6 protein-coding genes and 1 pseudogene are annotated in these 6,762 nt (G+C 64.9%); 2 read left to right on the forward strand and 5 right to left on the reverse strand.

What is annotated here, in order from left to right; all coding sequences use genetic code 11:
* Window positions 1-8: 8 nt before the first annotated feature.
* The 3 genes from AC5RWX_RS18305 to AC5RWX_RS18315 all read right to left on the reverse strand — a co-directional run bounded on the left by AC5RWX_RS18305 (window position 9) and on the right by AC5RWX_RS18315 (window position 3,130).
* Window positions 9-686, reverse strand: a complete 678-nt coding sequence (locus AC5RWX_RS18305; protein WP_494097750.1) for an urea amidolyase associated protein UAAP2 — start codon at window positions 684-686, stop codon at window positions 9-11.
* Window positions 686-1,564: an urea amidolyase associated protein UAAP1 gene (locus AC5RWX_RS18310; protein WP_494097751.1), complete on the reverse strand. Its 879-nt coding sequence runs from the start codon at window positions 1,562-1,564 to the stop codon at window positions 686-688. The genes AC5RWX_RS18305 and AC5RWX_RS18310 overlap by 1 nt, the downstream gene beginning before the upstream one ends.
* Before the next feature lie 63 nt (window positions 1,565-1,627).
* Complete coding sequence (locus AC5RWX_RS18315; protein WP_494097752.1) at window positions 1,628-3,130, reverse strand: amino acid permease; 1,503 nt, start codon at window positions 3,128-3,130, stop codon at window positions 1,628-1,630.
* A 227-nt stretch (window positions 3,131-3,357) separates the two neighbouring features.
* Here AC5RWX_RS18315 and AC5RWX_RS18320 point away from each other — a divergent pair, with 227 nt between their 5' ends.
* Together AC5RWX_RS18320 and AC5RWX_RS18325 are read left to right on the forward strand one after the other, a co-directional pair.
* The gene (locus AC5RWX_RS18320) at window positions 3,358-4,026 is read left to right on the forward strand and encodes a TetR/AcrR family transcriptional regulator (protein WP_494097753.1); all 669 of its coding nucleotides are present in this window, start codon (window positions 3,358-3,360) and stop codon (window positions 4,024-4,026) included.
* A 74-nt stretch (window positions 4,027-4,100) separates the two neighbouring features.
* Window positions 4,101-4,937 carry an alpha/beta fold hydrolase gene (locus AC5RWX_RS18325; RefSeq protein ID WP_494097754.1) on the forward strand — a complete coding sequence of 279 codons (837 nt, stop codon included), beginning with the start codon at window positions 4,101-4,103 and terminating at the stop codon, window positions 4,935-4,937.
* An 89-nt stretch (window positions 4,938-5,026) separates the two neighbouring features.
* On the opposite strand, the gene AC5RWX_RS18330 is transcribed toward AC5RWX_RS18325, so the two are convergent.
* Window positions 5,027-6,505: a DHA2 family efflux MFS transporter permease subunit gene (locus AC5RWX_RS18330; RefSeq protein ID WP_494097755.1), complete on the reverse strand. Its 1,479-nt coding sequence runs from the start codon at window positions 6,503-6,505 to the stop codon at window positions 5,027-5,029.
* 183 nt (window positions 6,506-6,688) lie between these two features.
* A pseudogene (locus AC5RWX_RS18335) lies at window positions 6,689-6,762 on the reverse strand (peptidase C56); the annotation flags it as partial.

Below are 6,762 nucleotides of genomic sequence, written 5' to 3' on the forward strand. Positions count from 1 at the left end.
AGAAGTGCTCACAGGGCTGCCTCCGGCCGGGTGACGATCATGCGGACAGGTGTGGGGTTGAAGCCGTTGCACGGGTTGTTGATCTGCGGGCAGTTGGACACCAGCACCAGGGTGTCCACTTCTGCCCGCAGTGCTACGCGCTTTCCGGGAGCGGAGAGTCCGTCAACAATGCCGAGGGCGCCGTCCGGGTCCACGGGAACGTTCATGAACCAGTTGATGTTGGACACCAGGTCCCGCTTCCCGAGTCCCCAGCGTGAGCCCTCGATCAGGAAGTTCTCCACGCAGGCATGCTGTTCGCGGGTGTGCTGCCCGTAGCGGAGGGTGTTTGATTCCTGGGAGCAGGCCCCGCCGATGGTGTCGTGGACGCCCACCTCGTCTGCCACGACGGTCATCAAGGGAACTCCCGTTTCCGCCCGCAGGACCGAACCGGTGGTCAGGACGATGGACTGCTGCCGGGCGATGGTGACGGCGGCGGAGTAGCGGACGGTGGCGTCACCCGCGGCGTATAGCAGGCAGTCCACGGCCTGGTTGCCTTCCAGGTCCACGATGGTCAGCACGTCTCCGGCAGAGATCACGGCGGACCAGGGGCCGCGGGCTTCGACGAATTCGTCAAGGACCACGTTGCCCGGTGTGAGGGCAAGGTGGCGGGATTCCGCGATTGGATCGGTGTAAGTGGCGGTGTTCATCAGGCGTTCCTTGCGGTCAGGTCGTGTTCGGTGTTGTGCAGTGCCTGCAGGTGTTCGGGAGCCAGGGGGCCAATAAGGGTGCCGGCTTCCAGCGCAGCGAGGTCCTGCGGGGCGTGCCAGGCGACGATGTCGACGGCGGTTCCGGTGAAGTCTGTGCGCGGGTCCAGCGGGTGCGCGGTGTTGGCCAGGACCAGCAGCGCGTCCATCTGGAGCAGAAGTTCGACGGCGGCGCCCGGGCCGGCGCTTCCGGTGCAGGTGATGCCGCCGGAAGGGCCAACGTTGATGCCCTTGAACAGGGACAGAGAGGGTGCCACGTCACGGGGACCCAGGCCGCTCTTCAGGGCGCCAAGGGTGAGCAGTTCACGGGCGGCCGGAGACGCACTGTGTGCGGTGCCTGCGCCGTACCTTGCCGTGTTGCCTTCAAGTGTGGTGGCCCCGGTCAGGGCATCGTGGCGGTTTGACGTGTCAGCGACGATCGTGGCCATCAGCCGGCCGGCGTCGGAAAGGAGCGGGTGCCCTGCACCCGGGTAAGCCTGCCAGGGGACCTTCACCGTGTCAGCGATGTTGAGCCGCTCGTGCAGGGCACCGGCGCGGTAGAGGAGGGCATGCACGCAAGCATCCCCCTGGGTATCCGTGAGCCTGACCCTGGTGCCGCGGGCCAGGGTCATGGTGGTGTAGCGGGCGAAGGCCAGGGATTCGGCCCAGGAAAGCTCGGTGATGGCGTCTGCGGGAAGGCCCGCCGTCAGGCGTGCCGGGGCCGAAGCAGCCGGAACGAAGCGCATGGTGTCAGCCGTCCTGCCGTGCTGCTCCCTGGCGTGGGCACGGGCGCCCTCGGTGGTGGCCGTACCGGCTGCTGTGCTTTCGGTTACTTGTGTCATGTCAGTCCTGTGTTGGTCCGCGTGGTTGTGTTTGTCGGAAAAGCTGGTGAATTTCGGGGTGGCTTAGGCGTTGGTGGCCAGGTTCTTGCGCCGCACCCAGAGTCCAAGGAGCAGGACCACCGTCACCATGAGCGGTGCTGAGTAGAGGAGGATGCCGTTTTCGCCGGTGGGGTCGTAGACCTCGGGCCGGGGCCAGGCGAGGTTGACCACCATCAATGCTCCGTAGAGGACGGCGAGGATGTTGACGGGCAGCCCCCAGCGTCCGAGCGAGAAGAGTCCTGCCGGCAGGGTCTGCCCTACGCGGTTCCAGTCGCCCCGGAGCCTGTTGAGCAGCTGCGGCACGGTGACCAGGAGGTAGGCGATGTAGACCATAACGATGCAGACGCTGCAGAGGGTGGTGAACAGGGCGGCGTTGCCTACGTTGATGGCCAGCACACCAACGGCCAGGGCCCCGATAACGATCGAGGGCCACATGGGTGTCCCCCGGGTGGGATGGACCGAGGACAGCAGCGCCGAGGCGGGGAGTTTTCCGTCGCGTGCCATGGAGAACACCAACCGCGAACCGGCTGTCTGGATGGCTAGGGTGCAGACAAAGATGGCGATGGCCACGTCCACCAGAAGGACCTTGCCCCAAAACGTGCCCAGGACTGCGGTGAGGACGTAGGGCAAGCCTTCAGTGGCGAGCCGGCCGTCGTCAAGGCTTGGTGCAGCCATCAGGGCGGTGATGATCATCAGTGCTCCGCCGATTCCGGAGATGAGCAGGGCCGAAAGGATGGTGCGTGGAGCGGTCCGGCGGGGGTCCTTGGTCTCCTCGGAAAGCTCGCCGGCGGAGTTGAAGCCCACCATCACGTAGGCGGCCATAAGTCCGGATACCAGGAAGGCTCCTACGGCCCCGAGGTCCGAATCCTGGAGCACGGCGGTGTCCGCGACAACTTCGGGCCCGCGCTGCGCGGCGCTGATGAGTGCAAGGATGACGGCCACGACGCCGACGATTTCGCAGGTGACGCCGACGGAGTTGACGTGGGCCATGAGCTTGACGCCGAGGGAATTGATGATGGTGGTGGCCACCAGCAGCACCGCTCCCAGGATGACGGCGTTGGCGGCGCCGGTCACGGTATTCAGCGCCGCATTACCGCCCACCATCTGGAACCCATCCCAGAGCTGGGGCAGCACCACCTGCAGGGCGATCGCGGCGGCGGCTGCGGTGACCACTTGGGCAATGGCCATGAACCAGCCGGCGAACCAACCCACGCCCTCGCCACCCACACGGCGTGCCCATTGGTACACGGCTCCCGACAGCGGGTAGCGGGCCGCGAGTTCCGCGAAGTTCAGGGCCACAAGAAGCTGGCCCACCAGCACAACCGGCCAGGTCCAGAAGAAGGCCGGCCCGGCGAACGAGTAGCCGAAGGCGAACAACTGGAAGATGGTGGTCAGGATGGACACAAAGGAAAAACCGGCGGCGAAGGAAGCGTAGCGGCCGAGTTTCCGGTGGAGGGTGGGCTCGTAGCCAAGGGACGTCAGGTCCGCATCGTCTGCATGGACGGTGGGAAGAACGGTTGAAGTCATCGGATTCTCCGGGGGCTGGAACGGCATTGGGGTGGAGCCTGCCGATAGCGCAGCACTCGGCCGATGGCTGCGGAATACCGGTCAATTGATAGTTTTCCAGCGCGATGTCCCCAACGAGTTTCGCCTCTGTAAAAGGCACATAGACATCTTGTTTCCGCTTTATTTCCGTCCCCTCACCTCCAGCCGGGGGCGCCGAAAGGCCTGGATGCGGGTGCAAGAATGATGCGGTGACTTCAGCCGGACCGGGGAGACCCCGCAGCCAACAGCCCTCCAGGCCCGGGGCCACCGCCCGTGACGAAATCCTGGACGCAGCGGCTGAGCTTTTCACCACCCAAGGGTTCGCCAATACGTCCACCCGCTCCATTGCGGATGCCGTGGGAATCAGGCAGTCATCGCTCTATCACCACTTCAAGACCAAGGACGACATCCTCGAAGACCTGCTGGAGGGCACAGTGCTGAGCGGGCTGAAGTTCGCGCGCGCGGTGGCGGCACTGCCAGCTGAAGGTCCGGCGGGAAGCCGGCTCCACGCCGTCGCGCTTTACGACGGAACGCAACTGTGCAGCGCCCGCTGGAACCTTGGAGTCCTCTACCACCTGCCGGAGGCCCGCAGTGCGCGCTTCGCCCATTTCCTCGCAGACCGGCAGGAGCTGCGCAACCTGTACCGGGAGCTGGGAGCGACGCTGTCCCCCGCTGATCCTGCAGTCGCTTTAGATGACGATCCGGGCGATCTTGCCTTCCGCCTTGTCGAATCCCTGATCAACCTTCGGGCTGACGGAATGGCGACATCCGGCTCGCCGCTGCAGGCGGCTGATGCCGGACTTATCCTCTGCGGGCTTGGCCGGGAGCTGACTGCTATTCGCGAACAAAGCGCCGTGCTCATCAAAAGCCTCGGCTGACAGCCTTTGGGCACCTCGGGCGGCTGACGGTGTCCATGGTGCCTGCCGTCAGGTTGCTCGACTAGGCTCGGAACATGACGCGTGAGAACATCAGGACCCCTGACGGCGGCACTCTGGAGCTCTTCTCCACGGGTGCGGAGCTCGCTTCCGCCGGTTCGGGCGTTGTTATTGTCCCGCCCTCGATGGTGACCGCTGCGGACTACACCAGATTTGCCCAGAAGCTCAGTGCAGCGCTGGGCCGGCCGGTCCATACGTTCAACAGGCGGGGCCGGGGCTCCTCGTCGCCGCAGCCGGAGGACTACACCCTGGACGTGGACATCCGCGACCTTGCTACGGTCATGAAGCACACGTCCAGCACCGACGTGTTCGGCCACAGCTTCGGCGGTGCCGTTGCCCTTCACGCCGCCCGCACCCTGCCGGTGGAACGGCTCGCTGTCTATGATCCCGCCGTCTCCGTGAACCACAGCGTCAAGGCGGACTGGACCGCCGAGTACGAGCGCGCTGCCGCTGCCGGAGATGACGACCGTGCCCTCGCCGTCCTGCAGCGCGGCCTCGAAGCCGGCGGCGCTTTCTCCTCCCGCATGCCGCTCTCCATGCTGACGCTGGCCAACAAACTGACGGCCGGGACATCTGAGGGCAAGCAACAGCGCGAGATGATGAGGACCGGCGTCCGGGAAATCAAGGCGATCATCGCCGCGGACATGCCGGCAGAGCCGTTCCTGGAACTGCCTCTGGAGACGCTGATTGTTGTGGGCGAAAAGAGCCCGGCCTATTTCGGGGTGGCCTGCGGCCAGATCCACGACGTCCTCTCAGGCTCCAGCTACACCATCCTGCCCGGCTACGGCCACGACGGCGTCATCAAAGCCCCGGACAGGCTGATCAAGGAACTCGCGGACTTCTACGCCGGCTAGCCCAAGCCCACCCCAAGCAACTCGCAGTTAGCGTCGGGAAAGGCGCTTTTCGCGACGCTGACTGCTGGTAAGTTGGGCCAGGGCGTGGGTTAGTGGCCGGGAGCGTGCCCCGGACCGGCACCTTCGGTCTTGCGCATCATTGCTGATAGTACGACGGCGGCGAGGGCTATGACGGTAGCCGTCAGGAAGGCGGCGCTCATCCCGGCGACGAGGCCCGACGTCGCGGATACAACGGCGAAGATGGACACCAGCAGGGCGGTGCCTGCAGCGCCGGCCACCTGCTGCGTGGTGCTCATGATCGCGGACCCGTGCGAGTAGAGGTGCGGCGGAAGCGGGTTCAGTCCGGTGGTGAATGCCGGAGTGAAGAGCAATGCCAAACCGAAACTCAGCCCCACGTGAAGGCTGACGATCCACGCCACGGACGTGCCGGCGTCGAGCATTGAGAACTGCCACAGTGCCAGCACCATGAGGATGGAACCGGTGATGGTGAGCGGCAGCGGCCCTACCTTGTCGAACAGCCGGCCGATCACCGGCCCGAGCAGGCCCATTGCCAGGCCGCCGGGAAGAAGCGCCAGGCCGGTCTCCAGGGAGCCCAGGCCGCGAATCTCCTGCAAGTACAGGGGCAACAGAATGACGCCGCCGAACAGCGCCATCATGGCCACTACCATCAGCAGGACCGAAACGGTGAACATACGGAAGTTGAACGCACGCAGGTCCAGCAGCGGGGCTTCGGCCTTCTGCAGGCGAAGCTGGCGAAGGACAAAGGCCGTGAGGCCGGCGACACCAATGGCCAGCGCGGTGATGGCGACGGCACCCGGGCCGGCCTGGCCGCCGTGGCCGCCGCCGATCTGGCTCAGGCCGTAGACCAACCCGCCGAATGCCGGAACGGTGAGGACCACGGAGAGCGCGTCCAGCTTAGTCTTCTCCGCCTCGCCGATGTTGGTCAGGTATTTAGCACCAATGGCAAGGGCGGCGAGGGCAACGGGGAGGACGAACACAAACATAAAGCGCCAGCTGAAATGCTCAAGGATCAGTCCGGACACAGTGGGGCCCATGGCCGGGGCAACCGAGATAGCAATGCTGACGTTGCCCATCACGGCGCCGCGCTTGGCCACCGGAACCAGGGTAAGGATGGTGGTCATCAGCAAGGGCAGCATGATGGCCGTACCGCCGGCCTGGACAATCCGGGCCAGCAGGAGCAGCTCAAAACCGGGGGCAACTGCCGCGAGGGCAGTACCGCCGGCGAAAAGGCCCATGGCCAGCATGAACACCGCCCGCGTGGACAGGCTCTGCAGGATGAATCCCGTGGTGGGGATGACCACGGCCATGGTCAACATAAAGCCGGTGGAGAGCCACTGGACGGTGGGCGCGTCCACCTGGAGTTCCACCATGAGCCGCTGCAGCGCGACGTTCATGATGGTCTCGTTGAGGATCACCACAAACGTTGCCACCAACAGCGTGCTGATGATGGTCACCGATTCGCGGGACATCTTCTCCGGTGCGGCGGACTTGGTTCCTGCAGCTTTAACGGACTGGCCGCTGGCGTTCGGAGAAACTTCGGTAGACATGCGTGTTCCCTCAGGGAGTTGTGGAAGTGGTGCGCGATCAGTGTCGCTGCAAACTCCAACACTCTACCGCTTGGAGTAATTCCTCAACGCGGAACTTTTCTCTAACCCTGAGGGAACAGTTTGGATTCAAAAGGGTATGCCGGCCGGCTGTTCAAGCCAGCTGGGCCGGCGGCCTCCCTGTGGTCAGGCGGTCTGGCCTGCGTGCTGGCCCTCCGAAATTTCCTCAACCAGTTTGCCGTTGAAGGCCGGGAGGTCAT

The organism is Arthrobacter sp. SPT-J7 (assembly GCF_059089965.1).